General features: G+C 55.8%; 12 protein-coding genes and 1 tRNA gene. 7 read left to right on the forward strand and 6 right to left on the reverse strand.

The window, feature by feature from the left end; all coding sequences use genetic code 11:
• Window positions 1–15 precede the first annotated feature (15 nt).
• Window positions 16–279, reverse strand: coding sequence for a glutaredoxin-like protein NrdH (gene nrdH / locus G438_RS0101170; RefSeq protein ID WP_026459801.1), 264 nt, complete (start codon window positions 277–279; stop codon window positions 16–18).
• A gap of 626 nt (window positions 280–905) precedes the next feature.
• Here nrdH and G438_RS0101180 point away from each other — a divergent pair.
• The 4 genes from G438_RS0101180 (at window position 906) to G438_RS0101195 (ending at window position 6,023) form a co-directional block, all read left to right on the forward strand.
• Window positions 906–2,582: a hypothetical protein gene (locus G438_RS0101180; protein ID WP_131245697.1), complete on the forward strand. Its 1,677-nt coding sequence runs from the start codon at window positions 906–908 to the stop codon at window positions 2,580–2,582.
• 118 nt (window positions 2,583–2,700) lie between these two features.
• The gene (locus G438_RS0101185) at window positions 2,701–3,324 is read left to right on the forward strand and encodes a DUF4956 domain-containing protein (RefSeq protein ID WP_026459804.1); all 624 of its coding nucleotides are present in this window, start codon (window positions 2,701–2,703) and stop codon (window positions 3,322–3,324) included.
• Between the two features lie 70 nt (window positions 3,325–3,394).
• Window positions 3,395–4,222, forward strand: coding sequence for a polyphosphate polymerase domain-containing protein (locus G438_RS0101190; RefSeq protein WP_240470946.1), 828 nt, complete (start codon window positions 3,395–3,397; stop codon window positions 4,220–4,222).
• Between the two features lie 28 nt (window positions 4,223–4,250).
• Window positions 4,251–6,023 carry a hypothetical protein gene (locus tag G438_RS0101195; protein WP_131245699.1) on the forward strand — a complete coding sequence of 591 codons (1,773 nt, stop codon included), beginning with the start codon at window positions 4,251–4,253 and terminating at the stop codon, window positions 6,021–6,023.
• A gap of 122 nt (window positions 6,024–6,145) precedes the next feature.
• Here G438_RS0101195 and G438_RS0101200 read toward each other — a convergent pair whose 3' ends face one another.
• The 4 genes from G438_RS0101200 to G438_RS0101220 all read right to left on the reverse strand — a co-directional run bounded on the left by G438_RS0101200 (window position 6,146) and on the right by G438_RS0101220 (window position 13,165).
• On the reverse strand, window positions 6,146–7,573 hold the full coding sequence (locus G438_RS0101200) for an NAD(P)(+) transhydrogenase (Re/Si-specific) subunit beta (RefSeq protein ID WP_026459807.1): 1,428 nt from the start codon (window positions 7,571–7,573) through the stop codon (window positions 6,146–6,148).
• Between the two features lie 7 nt (window positions 7,574–7,580).
• Entirely contained in the window at window positions 7,581–9,143 is a 1,563-nt protein-coding gene (locus tag G438_RS0101205) for a Re/Si-specific NAD(P)(+) transhydrogenase subunit alpha (protein ID WP_026459808.1), read from the reverse strand.
• A gap of 358 nt (window positions 9,144–9,501) precedes the next feature.
• Window positions 9,502–12,678 (reverse strand): exo-alpha-sialidase, encoded by a 3,177-nt coding sequence (locus G438_RS11810; RefSeq protein ID WP_051259176.1) that lies wholly within the window; start codon window positions 12,676–12,678, stop codon window positions 9,502–9,504.
• Between the two features lie 400 nt (window positions 12,679–13,078).
• A tRNA-Leu gene (locus G438_RS0101220) sits at window positions 13,079–13,165 on the reverse strand.
• Between the two features lie 344 nt (window positions 13,166–13,509).
• Between G438_RS0101220 and G438_RS0101225 the strand changes: the two genes are divergently transcribed.
• From G438_RS0101225 to G438_RS0101240, 3 genes are all read left to right on the forward strand, one after another.
• Complete coding sequence (locus tag G438_RS0101225) at window positions 13,510–14,976, forward strand: SLC13 family permease (RefSeq protein WP_026459809.1); 1,467 nt, start codon at window positions 13,510–13,512, stop codon at window positions 14,974–14,976.
• Window positions 14,977–17,025 carry an ATP-binding protein gene (locus tag G438_RS10200; RefSeq protein WP_084402918.1) on the forward strand — a complete coding sequence of 683 codons (2,049 nt, stop codon included), beginning with the start codon at window positions 14,977–14,979 and terminating at the stop codon, window positions 17,023–17,025.
• 90 nt (window positions 17,026–17,115) lie between these two features.
• Entirely contained in the window at window positions 17,116–17,586 is a 471-nt protein-coding gene (locus G438_RS0101240) for a response regulator (protein WP_026459810.1), read from the forward strand.
• A 46-nt stretch (window positions 17,587–17,632) separates the two neighbouring features.
• Here the strand turns inward: G438_RS0101240 and G438_RS0101245 are convergent, their stop codons facing one another.
• Window positions 17,633–18,172 (reverse strand): methylated-DNA--[protein]-cysteine S-methyltransferase, encoded by a 540-nt coding sequence (locus G438_RS0101245; RefSeq protein ID WP_026459811.1) that lies wholly within the window; start codon window positions 18,170–18,172, stop codon window positions 17,633–17,635.
• Window positions 18,173–18,275 lie beyond the last annotated feature (103 nt).

The following is an 18,275-nucleotide window of genomic DNA, read 5'->3' on the forward strand; positions in this document are numbered from 1 at the left end:
GTGTCTTGCTGCGACTCAGGCTTGGGCGACGCGCAATGATGAGGATGCCGCAACTGCGGTAATGGCAGCCTTGATACGGTCGGGGCGGAAGCCGCTCCAGTGGTCATCCCCGGCGACAACAACGGGTGCTTGCTGGTATCCCAGGCCCTTGATGTAGTCGAGTGCGACAGTGTCTTCGGATACGTCGATCGAGGTGTAGGCGATACCCTGCTTGTCCAGCACGCGGTAGGTGGCATCGCACTGGGGGCAACGGGGCTTGGAGTAGACGGTGATCGTCATGGTCGACCTCTTCCTTGATCGGCGGTGAAAGCGCCAATGACAGGCGTGTAATCACATCGGTGTTATTTTGCTTGGGCGTGCTCCGCCCGGCGACTAGAACAACACTACACCTTGTGTTGCATTTCGTCATTGACCCCAAGATGTTGTGTCTCACGTCGAAAGTGGCACTAGAGAAGATGGACTGTGGAAGTAGTGTCAATGTCATGTGGATAGGTCAAATTTCAATAATTTGAACGTCTTTGGTGAGGGCTGGGACGATGTAATGCGCGCCTAGAAAATAGGCCAAAATACCTGCGCGTCGACAGTGAGTATTCGGGGTGAGTGAGGTGTGGAAAAACTGAGAAGTTTTGTCCACAAGCTGTGGACAAAACTGTTGGTAGATCAAAAATTGACAAAAAATTGCTCTCTCATATCGGCGTGTCGCAACTGCGAATCAGGGGTTGACCACAAGAAGTGCTGTTGCATAGGGGACACAAGAAACCATGTGGGGATACTGCCTGTCCACCCCATCGCGTGGCACCCCCAATAACGTGCACGTGTAACGATATGGCCGCTTGACCTGTAACGCTTTGCGGGTGCCACAAAGTACACTCTTAAAGGCAGCGAATAAGTGAGATTGGATCGCGATGAGCACCTTTGGTCCCTATAGGAATGACGACGAATCATCGTATGAACCTACCTTTGCCCCCTTTGGGCATACGTCATATTTTGATTCTGAACAGGACCTGCTGGTCGACGATGATGCCGCTGACGAGGCATATATTCCCACCAAGTATCCATCCCCTTCTTTCTTACCCGTTGAGCAGACGAATCCAGCGTCACACACATCGGTACCGACAGGACGAAGCGCCCCTAGTGCCCCACGAGCCGCGAAACCCCAGCAGCGTGCCACCACACCTGCAGCGCAACGCCCCGTATCCTCCTCGCCCGCGCAGGCGCCTCGTCCCGCACAGCGGCAATCTGCACCACGCCCCAACGCTGGGCGTCAACGCGCAGCGACATCACGCCGAGTAACCACGTCGCGTGGCGCACAGAGTCCCCGAAGAAATAGATACCCCTCAACAAGACAAGCGAAACAGCTCCGCGGACGGGCAATGCTTGGCGTGATGTTTTCTGTCCTTGCTATGACGGTGACATGGTTCGGATCAGGTGGGTCCGAAGATCTCTTAGTCTCGCTAGGGTTGCTGCCAAAAAACGGCGACTATGCCGTGGAATATGCACGCGAAGATCTTGAGCCGCTGAGCGGCAATTCAGCATTATCTAACCTCGAGATTTTCGACCAATCCAGTGTGGCTCTGAGCGGCGACACACTCATTGTCAAAGAAAACGACAATAAGACTATCAACGCCTACGACCTTTCCTCAGGCACCGTCACACCGCTATGGACCTTTGTTGACGAGTACCATATATCAGGATGGCGAACCAACCTGTGGCAAGGCTATGCCGTGGTTGGCGGCCGCCTGATCGACATCAATACCGGCCAACTTTCCGACACCCAACCGCATGAGCACACGGTTTCTGGCCAGTACGTATGCGGCGATATTTTGGTGACACAAGACTTTACGCAACTGTCAGCGTGGCGCACACCCGCCAACCGAACCCCAATGTGGACCGTACTGACAAATGCCTCTCAGGTGAACCTTTCGGACCACCCTCCGTTGATCATCGACGGCACCTGCTACCTCCTTTTAGACGGCGCAAACTATGCCACACGATACGTGCTCAATACCGAAATTGGTGAAATAACGCCCGTTACCTTTAATGTCACGCCAAAGGAAACCTCGTATCGTGAGGTTGTGTTGTCCACCGATGCGTGGGGATTGGTTGACATGACTGATCCTCAGGCGATGCGCGTCGAATGGATTGGCGTTCAAGGCACCGCCATTGACGTATTCACCGCCATTGACTTTATCGACTATTCGCGACCATATGCACTGACCTACGGTGTGACACCGACGCGCGAAGACTATCGGCTGCGTTGGTATGACCAGGCTACGCATGGCGCCTTTGTTCCACTGGCACAAACAGACGCAGGTTGCAGCCCTCTGCAGTATCGCGGGGTGACGCTGGAAGGCGAGCAGGATATGTGCGATATTGGCCAGGCGATGACCACCTCAGATGACACGCGCCTCATCACCAGTAACGGAATCTATGACACCCACACTGGCCAATTGCTGGTGCAATTCGACGATGGAGGCGATTTCCGGATGCTCTCCGATGAGTACATGGTCTGGGAATACGGGGTCAACCAGTCGATATATCGAATACCCTCTTCAGACCTAGTAGAGCTACCAGCTCCTTAGGGTGCGCCCGCGCCAAGGATGCGCATTCACAGGCAAGGCCGCAGGCGACCACAGGCCATTCACAGACTCCTTTGGCGAAATAGTGGGCAGGAAGAAAAATAACCTGAGGAGTCCCACAATGACCACCACCACATTGGCCCTTATCGGCCTTGATCTTGTTGCCATGTCCATTCTGGTCCTTGGCATTTATTTCCCCAGACATCGCCGTTCAGACCTTGTCGCTGCATTCTTTGGAGTCAACGTCGGCGTACTGGCCGTTACGATGGTGTTGGCAAACTCCACTGTGGGTGCCGGACTTGGATTGGGTCTATTCGGCGTCCTGTCGATTATTCGTCTGCGTTCTGATGAGATCACCCAACGCGAAATCGCTTACTACTTCGCTTCCCTGTCGGTGGGTCTCATCACGGGCATGAGCACCTCAATTTCGGTGATGGTCCTGGGACTCATTGGTCTGATCCTCGTCGCCCTTGCTGTCGCTGACTCTAAGCTCCTTATGGGCAATGCCATGCAGCAGCAAATTCAGCTTGACCAAGCAATCACGGATGCCGAAGAACTGCGTGACACCCTGGCCATACGTCTGAACGCGGATATTACCGCTGTCAAAGTCATCAAAGTCGACATGGTGAACGACCTCACTTTGGTGGATGTTCGCTTTCGCCCTCGGCCAGCAGTACCAAAACACGCGGCACCACTGAATGCCGGCACCCGCAGCGAAACAATCGGTAACGCGCACGCTGCCTGAACCTCGTGCCCGGCCTAGCTTGCCCTCATAGAGCAGGGCAGGTGAGGCCTCGGCAATGAAAGGAATGACTATGGATACCGTAGTAATGGAACGTCGGCGGCAAACGGAAGCAACCACACTGGACAATCTAGAGACCATTAGCCTGAACGACATGGTCGCGCAGGCCGAGATGCTCACCCGCGTCGACCGCAAATACGCGCTCCCGTCGGCTGAATTGCCTGAAATCATGTCGCACCTGGATTTGCGCACCCGCATATTGGAGATTGACGGCGCACTAGAGCAGCGGTATCGGTCAGTCTATTTCGATACTGCGGACCTTGATTCCTTCCATGACACAGCGCACCCGAGGCGCCGTCGATTCAAAGTGCGTATGCGCAGTTATGTTGATTCAGAGTTGTCGTTCCTTGAGGTCAAAACCCGGGGGCCACGTGGGCGCACCGTAAAAGAACGCACCGTCATTGACTGCGCGGAGGTCGAGGCTGGCTACCTGAGCCGTACCCGACGCAACTGGGTGGAAGAACACTTGGAACCCTTGGGTTGTGGGCGCCTTGCGTGGGAGCTTGCTCCGGTGCTTAACGGCGGTTATCACCGCACGACGCTGCTGATGCCCAACGGTGCAGGGCGTGCGACAGTCGATACGGGGCTGTGGTGGGAGCTTGCCGGTCCGCTTGCCGAGGCGGGGCAACGTTCGCGATACGAGGCACCAGTGCGTTTGGTGCGTGATGACCTTGTGGTGATTGAAACGAAATCTGGCTCCACACCTTCTGCGCTGGATCACCTGCTGTGGAAGTACGGACATCGGCCCAGACGTATCTCCAAATACGCCACCGCAATGGCCGCCCTTGTTCCCACATTGTCAACCAATCGGTGGACACAAACGTTAAGGCGCTACTTCTAAAAGTGGGATGCGTAGCCGCAGCGGAGCCGTGACAATCAGTGTGGTGAAGGGTTCTCACGCCTGCTGCGATTTTTGCGTTGCAAGATGCCCACCAAGGCGCGCACCTTCAAATTATGCTGGCAGAAAGCACAACACGCGATTGATCAGGAAGTTTCTGCCAATGAGAAAAAGAGAGGTTTCTCAAGAGGGTTCAGCTCAGATACCGCGCCGCAGGTTAGGCAGTTGGCCAACGATCACATTCACCTGCACGATAGGAATGGCCCCAAGCCTCAGTGCGCAAAACGACAATGAGGTACGCCGCGCGGAAGCATCCGATGCGGGGGCATCGCGCGCAGGAGCGCAGCGTGTCGATGACGCCGCTGCAAATATGGCGCAGCCCGCAGGGAGTGTTGAGCGCGTTGGTGAGGAACAGGCATCGCCCGATGGTGTTGCGTCCGGTCCAGAAGGTAGTCAGTCACCGAAAGCTCGACTATGGGTAGGTTTATTTTCTGAGGCTGTTGTCGCTCTGATGCTTTCGGTGACGGTTGTCATTCTTACCTTTTTGTTTGAACAGGCAAGGAATGGGGCGTCACCACAAGCAGATGAGCTTGCAAAAATGTTGCCGAAAATGTGGGATTTCTTCGCCTTGAAGCAAACTAACGTGCTTGAGGTCCAAGGAATAATCGTTGCGATGGTTGTTGCTATCGTCGTCGTATCGCCCAAGAAGTTTTCAAATATCGCGTCCGTTGAGGACATCAAACGCGAATATACCCAAATTGAGGACAGCTACCGTCGTTTTAACGTGTTGCAGGCAATAAGTATGTGCTTGGGATTTTCTCACCTGTCCCTGATATTCCTGCTCACTGTCGGATGGTTTCTTGATAACGGGTGCTCACGGTTGCTAGGAACTCTTGTCGGTCTTTGGGCGGATAATCGTTGTGCGCTGCCGGAGGAAATCCTTATGTGCCAGTGCAGCATCACCGGGTACCCGCTGTCGCCTGCGATCCTTGTGTGCCAGTGGGTGATAGCAATTATTACGTGCATCATTGGCATGACGATGGAAAACCCTGAATTGGGGGCATTTTTTGCCTATCGGAAGCAACTCGGCGTCGCCAAAAGCCTGCCCAATTTCGGAAAGCTGGATCCAGACAAGAGCCCTCAACCTGGCAAGAAGGCTTTGCTATGGCCGATACTCCTATATTGGGGGAGCACGGTCGCGTTCATCAGTTTTGCTGTTGTAGCACAAGGGGCGAGATCTGTATGGCTAACAATTTTATTGCTGTTGCCGGTGACTCTTTGTTCCGTCTTCGTCTGGGGGTCCATCATTGCGATGGCGAGAAGCGTCAGGCTGCAACAACGCGTCGAAAAAGTCATGACCATCGTGGGGGCGATTCCTGGGGCCGTTGGTTATTGGGCACTGTTGCTCTTGGTGTCCGTATTCTTTGCTGCAAGCTTCTACTCTGAGGGAAACGACGAGTATTTCTGGATCGCGTTCGCCTTAGCTGTCGCCGTCATTGTGCTTAATATATATGCGGTGCTCCACCTGTCGATTCTGGCCAGGCGCGACACCACCTACCGGGTCAAACCATTCCGTCGTGCAGCGATACAAGCCGATGAGGAACTTCAGCGCCGAATCGACACACTTGAACGGCGCCTCACTCCCACACAGAAACGTGCCATCGAAGAGCTTGTAAATGAAGAAATGGCCCTTGTTGCAGCCCAATCGACCACACGGACTGGTGACGACAAAAATGCCGCAAAGATTGGACGCCTGTGGAAAAAACTGTGGCACTTCGTGGCACGGCAACTCTGTCTTCAATAGCAGATAGAACGAGGTGGGAGACTTCGCGAGGAATACGCAGTGGCGCGATTTTATCGACTTAGGTGATCAATTGACGTGCAGGGGTTTGTTGAATGAGGTACCTGCGAAGGCCCATTTTGCTGCTACGGCATCTTGGCGACGATGGCTTCGACGGTATCTTTCGCATCGCCAAAGAGCATGGTGGTGTTCTCCTTGAAGAACAAGGGATTTTGGACACCGGCGTAGCCTGCAGCCATAGAACGTTTAAAGACGACAACCTTATCTGCTTCCCATACGCGCAGCACAGGCATACCTGCAATAGGTGAGCCAGGTTCTTGAGCCGCAGGGTTAACTGTGTCGTTGGCTCCAATGACCAGCACAACGTCGACAGAAGCGAAATCGTCGTTCACCTCGTCCATTTCCAACACGATATCGTAAGGTACTTTCGCCTCGGCAAGAAGGACATTCATGTGGCCAGGTAGACGGCCCGCCACCGGGTGAATCCCAAAAACCACCTCGACACCCGCCTTACGCAGATGCTGAACGAGGGAAGCGATAGGGTACTGAGCCTGGGCAACGGCCATACCGTAGCCCGGCGCAATAAGGACCCGCTTGGAGGCAGACAGCATCCGCGCGACGCGACCAGGTGATGTCTCACGGATTTCACCGTCAACGTCTCCCACAGGTGCAGTAGCTGTTGTAGCGTCAGTGCCGAAGCCTCCCAACAGTACCGAAATAAAGGAACGGTTCATTGCCTTACACATGAGGTAAGACAGGTAGGCGCCTGAAGAACCCACCAAGGCGCCCGTGATAATCAGCAGATCGTTGTTGACGAGGAACCCCGTAAAGGCCGACGCCCACCCAGAATAAGAGTTCATAATAGACACGACCACGGGCATATCGCCGCCACCGATGGCAAGGACAAGGTGCACCCCAAAAGCACAGGCGATAAGCGTCATCACGACGAGGCACAGCCACGAGGCCCACGATCCTTCCGGCACCGACACGAAGATTGCGCCAAGGACAACCGATGCAACCAACGCGCCAAGGTTCCACCAGTTATGGCCAGGCAGCATGAGAGGGCGACCTGGGAGACGGCCTTCCAATTTCATTCCGGCAACCACCGAACCGGTGAACGTCACCGCGCCAACGAAGGCTGAAAGGAATACTTCGCCCAAGTGGAAGCGACCAAGAGCAGCTGAGGATGCATCGGGGGCAATATAGGAGTTGTAGCTGACTAGTACGGCTGCCAGACCGACCAGACCGTTAAGGATCGCAATAAGCTGCGGCATCCCAGTCATGGCGACGCGCTTGGCAGCGGCAAGACCAATGACTGCGCCAATGGACAGGGCCAAGGCAATAAGGATCGCTGTCGCCACGATGCCGTGGGTGGGGTCTGAAGCCAAAGCCAGTGCGATTGCGGCGCCACAGGCAACTGCCATACCAAGGGCACCCGCGATATTACCTGCAACAGCTGTGCGGTGTTTGGACAGGCCAGAACAGGCCAACACAAATAGTGCGGCGGCGGCTAGATAGGACAGGGTAACGGGCTGAGCGAGGATTTCCGTCATGGCGGCCTCAGTCCTTCGTGAACATGGCGAGCATACGGTGGGTCACCGCAAAACCGCCGACGATATTAATGGTGGACAAGACGATTGCGACAAAACTGACACCTGCAATCAGCGGGTTTTCATGTCCAATCTGCGATATTGCACCGATGAGGATAATGCCAGATATTGCATTCGTGACCGACATCAGTGGCGTATGTAGAGCTGGCGTGACATTCGAAATAACGTAGAAGCCAAGGATTATGGCCAACATGAGCACGACGTAGTGGCTGGTTGCTGCCGATGGCGTTACCAGTACAAGGCCCGAAAAGGCGGCGATTGCCGCACCTAAACCAACGAAACTCCACATGCGACGCGTTTGGCGTGCCTGCGCGCTGGCTTCTTTGCGCACGTCGGTGTCAACAGGTGTGGCATCACCTTTGTTGTCTGAAGGATGCTCGGCCACGGGGGCACTGACCTGAACAGGTGGTGGTGGCCACAGGATCCCACCGTCGTAGGTGACGGTGATGCTGCGGATGATTTCATCGTCAAAATTAAGGGTGAGTTGCCCGTCCTTGTCGGGTGTCATCAGTGTGATGAGGCTGACGACGTTGCGTCCATACAGTTGAGAGGACTGGGTGGGCAGGAGAGCAGCCAGATCGGGCAGACCAATGATGCGCACACCGTTGGCAGTGGTGGTGATTTCGCCGGGTACGGTGAGCGCACAGTTACCGCCGGTTGCCGCCGCCATATCCACGATAATGGAGCCTGCGTTCATCCCGGCTACGGCAGCCTCGTCAAGGAGGATCGGCGCTGTGCGGCCCGGGATTGAGGCGGTGGTGATGACAATATCGGCCTGGGCTGCCTGTGCGGCGTGGACCGCATTGGCGGCGGCGGCAATATCGTGGCTGAGTTCTTTTGCGTAGCCGTCTAAAGATTTTTCTTCGCCGGTAGGGAGAGCCACGTGGGTGGCACCAAGGGAGGCTATCTGTTCAGCAACTTCGGGTCGCACGTCGGAGGCCCACACTTGTGCACCCATACCAGCTGCGGTACCAATGGCAGCAAGGCCCGCAACGCCTGCACCAATGACGTAAACCTTTGCGGGCGGCATTTTGCCTGCAGCGGTAATTTGGCCGGTGAACATGCGTCCGAAAAGCGCGGCGGCTTCGATGACGGCACGATAGCCCGCAATATTGGCCTGAGATGACAAGACATCCATAGATTGCGCGCGGGAAATACGCGGCACAGTGTCCAGGGCAAGGGCAGTGATATTGGCTGCGCGCAGTTTGTCCAGGAGTTCAGCATTGCGTGCTGGTGCCAGACGCGTAATCAGCGAGGCGCCGGGGCGCATCATTGCGATCTGTTCATCACTGGGCGCATCGAGGGCGATGACGATATCGCTGGCCCACGCATCTGTTTCATTGACGAGGCGGGCGCCTGCCGTTTCGTAGTCAGCGTCAAGGAAGTGTGAGCGCTCGCCTGCGCCGCGTTGGATACAGACCTCATAGCCGAGGCGGATCAATGCCTTGGTGGTGACGGGGGTTGCGGCGACGAGGGGCTGGTCGACGCTTTCTTGGGGTACTCCGATTCGCACGGTGCCTCCTAATGGGTACAGAGCCACAGGGTAAAAGTTTGTTAATGCCGTGACTAGGGACTCTTGGCCCTGGGATTAACGGCCTAAAGTGCCAGGAGGCGACGAAAATGCAGGGTTACGGCAAGACGCCTCGGTAGGCGAGAGTCAATAGAACGGTAATTTTTGGGCAAAAATTGGTGTATCACAGTGTGGATACTGGGCGCAGGAGCGGCACCGAAAGATATTTTCTGCAGGGAAAAATCGGGAGACAGACAAAAAGCTCACCTACCAACAATGGCGGGTTGTCAGAAGATAAATCCTGACAACCCGCCATTGTGGGCTTATTTTGTCGCCCGATTGTTGTGGGCTAAGGCGCGCGCTAGGCTCGGCGGCGGCGCGTCGCACCCAGGCTAAGGCCAACTACAGCGAGCGCTGCCCCTGCGGCCAACATGGCGGAGGCCTGCGTGCCCGTGCGCGCCAAGGCACGTGTAGTGGTCGTAGCCTTCGTACCCTTTGATGGGGACTGACTGTGGGTCCCAGAGGTGCTGCCTGTGCTCCCGGAGGTGTTGCCCGTGTTCCCGGGGGTGGAAGGGCCAGTCGGCTCGCTTGGTTGAGACACTGCCTCGGTCACACTGAAACGTAGGTATGCGACGACGTTATTGCCTGCATCTCGCGCAAAAATCTGGTGTTCTCCAAGAGGAAAATCTTCTGGCACAGTCCAGTTGACCTGAGCGGTATTGGTGGAGGTACCAACTCCTCGCCCAACGTTGACCGGGTCGGAATGGACCCAGAAGTCGACTGATTCTCCTTGGGGTGCAGGGGCAACGAGGGTCACTTGTGTTCCACGTGGAACTGACACAGCCAGCGGCGCCCCATTGGCGTCAAGGATTTGCACGGCAGGTGTTCCGGGCTTTATCTCGTCGTGAGTGATGGGGGCATTATCAACGAGGCGGAAGCAAGCCCTCGCCAACGAAACGAAACGGTTTTCATTTGCCGCATTCGCCCCTCGGGTCGCCTTGACCGTCACCCGAATGTGCGCGCGCTGCCCATCGGCAACCTTTCCGTGTAGAGCTGCCAGAGAAATAGGCCCATCAGCAGGATTGACGTTGCTGGCCAGGATTTCTACGCCGCCTGCGCTCACCAGGGCAATATCAGCAGAAGATATCACACCGTTGAGACCGTTTGGACGTGCAATGAGTTCCAACTGCTCGAGCGTGCTGCTCATGGGCACCGACAGATCGAAACTCAATGGCAGAGGTGAAGGAAGGCCCGCCCAGGGGGTGTGCCAAATACTACCAAGGTCATCATTGAGCATATTTGTCGCTGCCCCGTTTTCATTGGTGGTTTCAGCAGGGATTGTTTCAGGGGCAATAAGGGTGACGTCGGTGCTGCAGTGGGCGTCGAACTGGCCGGGCTGCAAGGTGGCATTCACTCGGAAGCCGCCGGTGTAGTTTTCTGTGTCGCCCTCAAGGCTAACTGTGCCGCTAACCAGCACAGAAGCAGCGTTTTGGTACTTTGAGATCGTAGCTTTGACCAGTACCTCTGCGCTTTGTCCTGCTTCCAATGCTGGGACGGGTACGGAGGCGGTATTCCACTCCCACCCAGGTATTGGCTGCGGCGTGAGTGTTCCTGCTGGCGAGGCGCTTGCACCTGTGTTGGTCACGGTGAAGGTGAGCCAGTTGCCGCCGCGGACAACGTCGCGGCTTATACCCGAAACAGCAACCTTGGGTACCCCGAGCCAGTCCAGGGAGATTTTCATAAAGGAAATACCGCTGCTGGGGTGTTCGTACAAGATGCCGTAGGTTCCTGAGTCAAGTGAGCCGGTGTCGGTTGGTAGGGGTGTGATCGTGGAATATTGCATCCCACCGGTACGGAAAACCTTGCTCTTGGCCCAGCTTGTGCCATCGTCCATTGACAGTTTGACAGTGCCATTTTGACGACCCGAAGTGGATGCTGTATTCGTAAACAGAAGGAAGTGGGATTTCAGTGAACCAGGGTCGGCCTCGGGAAATGCGCGAATGATCGCCGCATTGTTATTGGGGTCAATCAACGAGTGGTCAATATACACGTCACCATAGCTTTGGCCGCCGTCTTCAGATATGGCGACGCGGCGCGCACTCACGCCAGGAGCGCCATAGGATGAGGCCCGAGAATTGACCATGAGACGTCCATCGGCAAGTTCAACGACCTTATTTTCGTCCATACCAGCGCCAAAGGGCTGCCCGGCCTGCCAAGTTTGACCGTGGTCATCAGAGAAAACAGATACAGCTTTGAAAATGCCGCCAACGTTGACGGTGTACTGCTGAATCAGGCGTCCAGCGTGGGGTGCATGGCGTTTCTGAATACCTTCACCTGAGGCCGCAAAACGTGCGGTCCAGGTGTTGACATCGTTGGTAATAGCCTGGGTAATGACCTGTGGCTCACTCCAGGTCTGACCATTATTCGTCGAGTGCATAACGGCAGCGTGGAGGACATTTCGTTGCGAGGGATCCACTCCTGCCGCTGATTGCCACAGGCCCACGTCGTAGGACTTGACAAAGAAGAGGAAGATGGTGCCCGTTTGTCGGTCGACAACGTAGGACGGGTCTGAGTATCCGTGTCGAGGCGTTCCCGTGTTGCCTGCAGCAATGGTCTGTATTGGCTCCCAGGTGCGTCCTCCATCTTTCGAGATGCGTTGAACGATGGAATTTGCTTGAGGGGAGTCAGCACAGTTCGTTGGACGCCCATCCCAGGCGGCCAGTAGCCATCCATTAGGTGCAGTGGTGAGTGCGGGAATGCGGTGACAGCTAAAACCTGCGTCACCGGGCGTTGCTAGGACGATGCCGCGGCCTTCAACGAGTTCTGGCGGCGGAGCAGGGGTATTCACCAGTGTGATGGGTGCGTCAAGGGTGACGCGTAGTCCTGCTTGGATAATGTCTGTGCCTGCACGGTCACGGGTGGCATCAAAGACGATTTCCGGCATAAATGTGCCAGTTGCAGCCAGTTCTGGGGTAATTTCAATCCACGCTGACCCGCAGGTTTTGGTGGCTCCTGGAGCAAGATTTGCCCACCGGCAGTTTCCGACGGAACCTTCCACTGCCGCGGCACGGAGATTAGATGTGCGTGGGTAGGCAGTCAGTGGTGCGGAGGTGTTATTTGTGTAGCTCACAGTGAAGGTAATGCGGTCGCCAATATGTGCACGAGTGGGATCGGCGGCCTCGTCACTGCGACGAAGGGTCAGCGTGAGGGCATTGCTTTGTGCAACTGGGGGATTTTCTGTGCTTGCCGCAGGGCTGGGCGAGCCAGAGGACGCGCTGCCGCCTGCAGCAGCAACGTCATTTCCGGCAGTAGTCGTACGGGTATCTGGGGTTGAGGCGCTGCCTGTTCCTGTGCTTGCGGTGTCTGAATGTGGTGGTGAAGCATCTGCTGCGGGGGCGGTCGATGCTGGGGAGGCTGGAGTGTCGATAGCTGTGGAGGTGTCGGGCGAGGCTGAAGTAGTGGTGCCAACAGTGGGGGGCTCTGTCGGAAGATCGTTGGCGTATGCGGTGCCGATGCTCAGCGTAGATAGACTCGTCACCGTTAGTGCGAGTATGCCAAGGACTGAAAATAAGGGTCGCGAGGGTCTGGGACAGGGGTATGTACTCAATTTGTTCTCCGATGTCACCTATGGCATCTGATATCTGACAAGTTGAGGCGCCTGTGCCTAGTATTGCACTCTTCTGGAGGTGTGAATAGCCCTCATACAATGAAGGGAAAATGCGCATTTTTCATTGAAATAGAGCCAAAAAATCACTATTAATCGTTAGTGATAGGCGAAAAATGACCATTCGTTCAATCTGAATGTTAAAGGATTGACATACATTCATGATAACGCTATGAAATGCGAAGATGCAGTGAAAAACGAGTGTTGTGGGATGCAGCCAAGATGTGCTGCGGCAGCAAAAAACCTCGGAACCTACAAGGCTCCGAGGTGAGTGTGGTGCGCGAGGGGGGAGTTGAACCCCCACTCCATCACTGGAACACGGACCTGAACCGTGCGCGTCTGCCTATTCCGCCACTCGCGCGTGCCTGGTAACAATACGGGAGCAAGCACTCAAGCGTCAAGTTGAATGAAGTGGGTGTACTGAAAAAGTGCCCTGTGTTGAGTGGCTACTGTACGACGAAAAACTTGCCACATGTGCAAGTAATCCCCATAAGAACACTCAATACCGCAGTGTGCTGCGATGCTATGTCCCTAAGGTTCGGGTTAATCACCGTTTGGCATCTCGATCGCCGTCGCACGAGAACGCATGGCCCGATGTGCAAGTATATGCAGCGAATAGGACCTTGGAAACGCATATCGTGGACTGTCTCACAGGTAAGATTCGCTCATAGGCATCCCACTCACTGACGACAGAGGTACCTTCTGATGGCAACGACTCGCCGCCCCAGGATTGACGTCTCCGGCAGAAATATGCCGACCCGTAACCAAAAGAAGGGGGCGGGTCCTCTTGGCATCACAGGGCTCACCTGGCCCAAACTCATCGGACGCATCGGCGCAGTCCTAGCCCTGGTCACATGCCTATTTATCGAACTACCTGGCCTTGATGCGGCAGGTACGCGCATGTTTGGCATCTTCCTTATGGCCATCATGCTGTGGGTCACTGAAGCCATTCCCCTGGCTGCCACCGCGGTGCTGGTGATCTTCCTTGAGGTACTCCTTATCTCCAACCAAGCACTCCTGCCGGTTGCGGAAGAAGCACCAAAAGCCACCACCTTCTTCGGAGCCTTGGCAAACCCCGTCATTATCCTTTTCCTCGGTGGCTTTATGCTTGCTGACGGTGCTTCGAAATACAAGGTCGACCGGGCGCTTTCAGCACTGCTTCTTCGTCCCTTTCTTGGCAGCCCCCGCATGACACTGATGGGCATCATGCTGATTACCGCCCTCATGAGCATGTTTATGTCCAATACGGCCACAACCGCCACGATGTTCGCCGTCATGATGCCAGTCATTATGGCTCTGCCCGAAGGGAAGGCACGCACCGGTATCGCCCTGTCAATCCCGGTTGCCGCCAATGTTGGAGGTATGGGTACGCCTGTAGGCACCCCGCCTAATGCCATTGCTCTGGGTGCACTGGAAAATGTCGGCATCACAGTGTCGTTCCTTGACTGGATGCTTGCTGCAGTGCCAATGATGCTCATTACCCTGGCAGTATCCTGGTTCTTCATTGTGTGGCGATACATTCCAGCGGACGCACAATTCACTGTTGACACCTCAGCAAAATTTGAAACCGGCCGTAACCCGATGATTTTCTACATCGTGGCTGGCATTACCTTGGCGCTGTGGATGACCGAACCACTCCACGGCATCTCATCCAACACTGTCGGTTTCCTGCCGGTCGTTGCATTGCTCGTCCTCAACGTCATGGATGGCGGCGACGTGAAGGCCCTTGACTGGCCGGTGTTGTGGCTAGTGGCAGGTGGTATCGCACTCGGCGCAGGCGTTGGCGCCACCGGCCTGGATGTCTGGCTCATCGGCTCTATTCAATGGAGTGCCGTCCCCACTGCACTCCTCATCCTTGTCCTTGCCCTTGTCGGATGGGTCGTATCCAACGTCATTTCCCATTCCGCCTCGGCAAACCTTCTTGTGCCTATGGGCATTGGCTTGGCAACGACGATCGGCACTTCCTCGATGGAGGCAGCGGTTGTCCTTGCCCTGGGTTGTTCGTTGGGTATGTGTCTGCCTATTTCCACTCCACCCAATGCCATCGCCTACGCCACGGGCACAACTCCCACGAAGGAAATGGCAATCGTTGGCACTGTTGTCGGCGTTGTGGGTGTCCTCTTGCTGGCCTTCTTCGCCCCTTGGACCTGGGAACTCATGGGGCTGATGTAAATGCATGCCTCTACCACCCCCAACGGCGCCACCGAAGAGGCATGGAGGCGGACCTACACGCTACGAGGCGGACATAAGACAGGCTGCGCTGTCCACGTTCTCGTCATTGGTGACGATTCGAAGGATATTGCCCGCGCACTCACTCGCGATATGGCTCAGGCCTTTCCAAATCTCTGCCTTGACCACATCGACAACGCCGCTGATATCGCCGACTACAATGCGAGCCTTGGGCCAGCCGATCACGTGGTCCTCGGCCTGATCACTAGCGCAACCAGTAACATAGATCCGGTTTTGGAAAGCCTCACAGGACTGCCAATACTGGAGTTCACGAAGTGGCTGGTTGTCACCGTTGAGGAGACCCACTCAGACCTCAGTGTCGCCATGTCGTCGGGCCGACTCGCCTCGGTGGTGACGCGCCCATGGACGGTGCCGGTACTGCTGGGGCAGGCATACTCGGTGATGGTCCAATACCTGCAAGCAGAGGGCAGAAGCCCCGAACAAATCCTTGAACTGATTGGGCCACCGCCAGAAACGGCGGTACAAGGTCCGCTGCTTGAAGGCCTCGACAAATCTGAAACACAGGTAGTACGCGACCTCCTTGAAGGCGTCGAACGGGTGATTGGCCGCAGGCCACGCCTTGTGGTGCCTGCCGGAACGGAACTGACCCGTCAAGGCAGCCCAGTGTCGGCGGTATACCTGGTTTTGGAGGGGCACGTGAGTTTACATCGTGATTCTGTGCGCGGTGAAGTACTTGCACACCATGCCACCTCCGGCCCTCTGATTGGTCTGGTGTCGCTTGCACGCAATGAGGACGCCTTCTTCACTTCCGTCACCACCACACCGGCTCGTGTCGTCCGACTGACCAATGAGCAGTTGCAACTGGCCCTTGACGAAGAACCTGAACTGTCACGCACATTGACGGCGCTGACGATCCAGTCCCTGACCCGTCGCCTGATGCGCGCCGAGGACCTGCACCTCGAAAATGCGACCCTTGCTGAAGATCTGGAAAAAGAGCGGGTACAGCTAGCCAAAACCCTTGCTGCCCTTGAAGCCACGCGCGAAGAGCTAGTTGAACGCACACGTTTTGCGATGCTTGGTGAACTATCGGCGGGTATTGCCCACGAACTCAACAACCCGGTCACCGCCCTGGTCCGTTCTGCCGAGCACCTCGCGGAAGATATTAAAGCGCTCTTGGAAGCCTCACCGCAGCTGGAGGCCTCGCGCCAGGCGCTGGTGGCGGCCTTGGAGGCGACGCCGCGTTCGACATCAGTGGAACGTCAACAGGTAGCTGACCTCGTACCGATCGTGGGGGATCGACAATTGGCCAGGCGCCTCGTGCGTGCCGGTATCGTCGATCCGCGTCAGGCAGCGGACTATGCTAAAGGAAAGAATGCGGACCGTCTTGCTGCCATTGAATCTGGGGCGCGGGCAGGCTCTTCTCTACGCGCCGCGCTGGCAGCAGGGGAGCGAGTCATTGAATTGACGCAGTCCCTGAAAGGTTATGCGCGCCCTGACGCTGACGAGATGCGGCCGGTGGATGTACGCGAAGGCCTCGATGACGTGTTGCGTCTGACGAAACATCGCCTGCGAGGTATTGAAGTTGAATGCGATTATGCTGATGTGCCGCTTGTGCGCGCTCATCCAGGTAAATTGCAGCAGGTGTGGACGAATCTGCTGGTCAATGCTGCTGAGGCCTTGGACGATGAAGCAGAAGATGTGCGCACGCGTGCCGACGAAGCCTCCGGTGATGCTTCATTGCCCAGACCAGCCAGAGGCGACCATGCGCCAGCCATCACGGCGAGTGTTTTGCCCGTCGGGAATAACGTTGTGGTTGAGATACACGACAATGGCCCCGGTATCCCCACAGAATTACTTGACAAAATTTTTGAACCGCATTTCACCACAAAAGCTGGACGTGTGCGTTACGGCTTGGGAATGGGGATGTCGATTTCGCGTTCGATTGTCGCTGATATCGGTGGGTCGATGACGATCTGTTCTTCACCTGGGGATACGCGCATACGGGTGTCGATCCCCGCCCTCGGGAACTGAAGGAGATCAGGTGTTGGCAAAGAATTACATGTCTCAAAGTAATGGCGAAAAAGGTCCAGGTGAGGTATCAATGACTCAGGAGGTGCAACGATGACTTTGACAATACTGTCTTTGGAAGACGAAGCCGAGGTGCGAGACGCCCTAGAACGCGATTTGGAAGCCTTCTGGTCGCATATCCGTTTGGAAACAGCCGAAGATGTTGATGACGCGTGGGCAGCCCTAGAGTCGGTGCTCGCCGATGGCGACGAATTAGCGCTCGTCCTGTCAGATCATCGCTTGCCGGGCCGCAGCGGTGTCGATTTCCTTGTTGAGCTTGCTGGGGATCCTCGTTTTGAGGGTGTGCGCACTGTATTGGTCACCGGTCAAGCAGATCAGGATGACACGATCCGGGCGCTCAACCAGGCAGGTCTGGATCATTACATTGCCAAACCGTGGCAAAGTGAAGATCTGGTGGCTGTGGTACGTGACCAGCTGACAAGCTACGTCATTGACCGAGGCATTTCGCCGCTTCCGTACCTTCCTGTCCTTGACGGGGTGCGCGCCATGGAGGCTCTGCGTTAAGAACAGACCCCTCCCGGTGCTGGTAAATATGGTGAACACGAGGGGTTCAAAGGGCTGTACCTTTTGTAGGCACATGGAGGTCTGACAGATCGGCACCTTCATGTGCCAACAGGCGCATTTTCGTTTCGATTCCGCCAGCGTATCCAGTAAGGCTGCCGTTGGCCCCCACAACTCGGTGACACGGGATAATGATGGAAATGGGATTATGTGCCACTGCGCCGCCTACAGCCTGGCTGGACATAGATATTCGTCCACTCTGGGATGCCACTGCGCGGGCAAGTGCCCCGTAGGTGATGACTGAGCCATAGGGTATCTGGCATAGACGCCTCCATATCCGTTGTCGAAACTCTGTCCCGATGAGGTGCAGCGGCAATTCAGACGGATGAGGTTTTTCGTGAGCGAAGTAGCGCTCTAGCCATTCTTGTGTAATGGAAAAGATCGGAAGATTATCGTTTGGGCTAAGTTCTTTCAGTACTGCGGCGCCGAAATGTTTTTGGCCTTTTAACCACAGCCCAATGAGTCGGTCCCCATCACTACCAAGTGTGAGTTCTCCCAGAGGAGACAGGTAAGTCGTTGAGTAGTACATGTTTCATTCGCCTCACGAAGTATCCCGTAGGTAAAGCCTAGAGTTTCTCTATCGCAGGTGCCACCGTACCGCCGTATTCGATGGGCCTTGGCTGAGCAAGTAG

Origin of the sequence: Schaalia suimastitidis DSM 15538, from assembly GCF_000429105.1 — a bacterium.
Taxonomy (GTDB): Bacteria; Actinomycetota; Actinomycetes; order Actinomycetales; family Actinomycetaceae; genus Pauljensenia; species Pauljensenia suimastitidis.

What these genes read in the sequence shown, in the direction of transcription:
- nrdH (WP_026459801.1), bottom strand. Translation starts at nt 279, where the DNA reads ATGACGATCACCGTCTACTCCAAGCCCCGTTGCCCCCAGTGCGATGCC.
- G438_RS0101180 (WP_131245697.1), top strand. Translation starts at nt 906, where the DNA reads ATGAGCACCTTTGGTCCCTATAGGAATGACGACGAATCATCGTATGAA.
- G438_RS0101185 (WP_026459804.1), top strand. Translation starts at nt 2,701, where the DNA reads ATGACCACCACCACATTGGCCCTTATCGGCCTTGATCTTGTTGCCATG.
- G438_RS0101190 (WP_240470946.1), top strand. Translation starts at nt 3,395, where the DNA reads ATGGATACCGTAGTAATGGAACGTCGGCGGCAAACGGAAGCAACCACA.
- G438_RS0101200 (WP_026459807.1), bottom strand. Translation starts at nt 7,573, where the DNA reads ATGACGGAAATCCTCGCTCAGCCCGTTACCCTGTCCTATCTAGCCGCC.
- G438_RS0101225 (WP_026459809.1), top strand. Translation starts at nt 13,510, where the DNA reads ATGGCAACGACTCGCCGCCCCAGGATTGACGTCTCCGGCAGAAATATG.
- G438_RS10200 (WP_084402918.1), top strand. Translation starts at nt 14,977, where the DNA reads ATGCATGCCTCTACCACCCCCAACGGCGCCACCGAAGAGGCATGGAGG.
- G438_RS0101240 (WP_026459810.1), top strand. Translation starts at nt 17,116, where the DNA reads ATGACTTTGACAATACTGTCTTTGGAAGACGAAGCCGAGGTGCGAGAC.
- G438_RS0101245 (WP_026459811.1), bottom strand. Translation starts at nt 18,172, where the DNA reads ATGTACTACTCAACGACTTACCTGTCTCCTCTGGGAGAACTCACACTT.